3 protein-coding genes are annotated in these 2,243 nt (G+C 78.7%); 2 read left to right on the top strand and 1 reads right to left on the bottom strand.

Annotated elements, in window-relative coordinates:
- Both CRM73_RS18980 and CRM73_RS18975 read left to right on the top strand, forming a co-directional pair.
- Nucleotides 1–801, top strand: an 801-nt coding sequence (locus CRM73_RS18980) for a glycosyltransferase family 4 protein (RefSeq protein WP_229588769.1), incomplete at its 5' end; no start/stop codon positions are given.
- Nucleotides 798–1,664 carry a class I SAM-dependent methyltransferase gene (locus tag CRM73_RS18975; protein ID WP_229588768.1) on the top strand — a complete coding sequence of 289 codons (867 nt, stop codon included), beginning with the start codon at nucleotides 798–800 and terminating at the stop codon, nucleotides 1,662–1,664. The genes CRM73_RS18980 and CRM73_RS18975, both read left to right, overlap by 4 nt.
- On the opposite strand, the gene CRM73_RS18970 is transcribed toward CRM73_RS18975, so the two are convergent.
- The coding region (locus CRM73_RS18970; protein ID WP_229588767.1) for a CDP-alcohol phosphatidyltransferase family protein at nucleotides 1,657–2,243 on the bottom strand (587 nt) is incomplete at its 5' end. The two genes, CRM73_RS18975 and CRM73_RS18970, sit on opposite strands and share 8 nt — an antisense overlap.

Here is a 2,243-nt window from a genome sequence, read left to right as displayed (position 1 = left end):
GAGGCTGCCGCTCTGGCCTCCGCCACCGGCGTGCTGGTGCCCAGCGCCTGGGCGGCCCGCGATCTCCTCCGCCGCTACGGCACCGCGGACGCCGTCGTGGCCGAGCCGGGGGCCGAGCGCGGACCGGTGGCCGCGGGGTCGCGCCCGCCGCGGCTGACCTGTCTGGCGTCCCTGACCCCGCGCAAGAACCAGGGCCTCCTGCTGGAGGCCCTCGCGCCGCTGACCGCCCTCGGCTGGACCCTCGACCTCGTCGGCCCCGAGGGCGGCCCCGAGCACGTCCGCACCCTGCGCGCGGCAGTCCGGGACCTCCCCGATCCGGGGCGCGTGCGCTGCCCCGGTCCCCTCGAGGGCGCCGCGCTGGCCCGGCAGTGGGCGCGCACCGACCTGCTGCTGCTGCCCTCCACGACCGAGACCTACGGCATGGTCGTCACCGAGGCGCTCGCCCACGGCGTGCCCGCGGTGGTCGCGGCCGGCACCGGTGCGGTCGAGGCCCTCGACGGCACGCCGGGACCCCGGGGTGCGCCCGACACCGGTGTTCCGTCCTGCGCCGGCCTCCGGGCCGGTGCCGCCCTCGACCCCACCGACCCGTCCGCCTGGACCGCGGTGCTGCGCGACTGGCTGACCGACCCCGCCCTGCGCGCGCAGTGGCGGGCCGCCGCACTGGCCCGCCGCGACCGTCTGCGCAGCTGGACGGACACCGCCCGCGACGTCCTCGCGGCGATCGGCCCGCACCTCGACCCGTCCGACGCCCTCGGACGCAGTCCCGACCACGACCCCGACCGCACCAGGAGACCGTCATGACGAACCGCCCCGCCCCCGACCGTCCCGTCGCAGGCGACTGGCTGGCCCTGCGGGAGCCCGCCGACGCCGCGGCCCGCGAGGACTCCCTGCCGCTGATCGCCCGCATCGTGCGGCACTGGGAGCAGCTGCCGCCGGCCGCGGCCCCCGGCGCCGCGGACACCGAGCCGGTCGTGGTGGTGGACCTCGGCGCCGGGACGGGCGCGAACCGGGCCTGGCTCGCCCGGCACCTCCCCGGCCCCCAGCGCTGGATCCTGCTCGACCACGACCGCGAGCTGCTCGACCAGGCCGTGGCCGCCGCCCGAGCGGAGGGGGCCGACGTCGTGCCCGTCCTCGCCGGGGTCGAGGAGCTCGGCCGGGTGCTCGCGGAGCACCCGGCGGCCCGCCGGCTCGTGACGTGCTCCGCACTGCTCGACCTGCTGACCCGGCAGCAGCTCCGGGACCTGGCGCGCGTGCTCTCCGAGGAGGCCGTCCCGGCGCTCCTCGCCCTGACCGTCGACGGCGAGGTCCTCCTCGACCCGCCCCACCACCTGGACCCCTCGGTGCTGGGGGCCTTCGAGGACCACCAGCACCGCGGCGAGCTCGCCGGGACCGACGCCGTGCGGCTGGCCGCGGAGGCCCTGCAGGAGCGCGGCATGGTCGTGGACGTGACGCCCACCCCCTGGTGGATCTCCGACCAGCCGTGGGCCCGGCCCCTCCTGGAGCGGTTCCTCGCCGACCGCGCGGACGCCGCCGTGGAGCACCGCCCGGACCTCACGGCCGAGGCCCACGCCTGGCTGCGGACCCGCCTGGTGGACTGCGCCCGCGGCCGGCTGCGGGCCACGGTGGGGCACGCGGACGTGCTCGGCCTGCCGCCCGTCAGCTGAGGCCGCGGGCGCACCGCTCCAGCCACAGCACGTCCCGGCCGAAGGACACCAGCAGCAGGACGAGCGCGATCACGGTGGCCGTGACGGCCAGCGGCAGCGGGATCAGGGGGACCAGCGCGCCGAGCAGGACGCCGCCCTGGATCCCCGCCACCACCCGCCGGTACGAGGAGAAGGGCAGCTCGCGGCGCCACGCCGGGCGCACCCGCAGACCCAGCAGGAAGAGGTAGCGCAGGGCGCCGATCACCACCACCCACCACGCCTCCGGCAGCCCGATCCGGGCGGCGACCGCCACCGAGAGGAAGAGCAGCAGCACGGCGTCGACCTCCTGGTCGAACCGGGCCCCGGCGCGCGTGGCGGTCCCGGTGCGGCGCGCCACCCACCCGTCGATCCCGTCGAGCAGCCACGCGGGCAGCGCGACGGCGAACACGGCCCAGCACCAGGCGTCGGCGGGCCGGCCCCCGTCATGCCCCAGCACGGGGGCCAGCCCCAGGGGCAGGAGCGCGGCGGCCAGGGCGACGAGCACGGAGCGGCCCACGGTGACCCGGTCGGCGGGGCCGTAGGGCTCGCCGCGGCGGCGCA

The organism is Kocuria sp. CCUG 69068, from assembly GCF_020833785.1.
GTDB classification, from domain to species: domain Bacteria; phylum Actinomycetota; class Actinomycetes; order Actinomycetales; family Micrococcaceae; genus Kocuria; species Kocuria rosea.
Note: the sequence above shows the minus strand (reverse complement) of the source record. Positions and strands in the feature narration are given on the sequence as shown.

Bases quoted from the DNA above. Each gene is read 5' to 3' on its own strand.
- CRM73_RS18975 (WP_229588768.1), top strand. From the start codon at position 798: ATGACGAACCGCCCCGCCCCCGACCGTCCCGTCGCAGGCGACTGGCTG.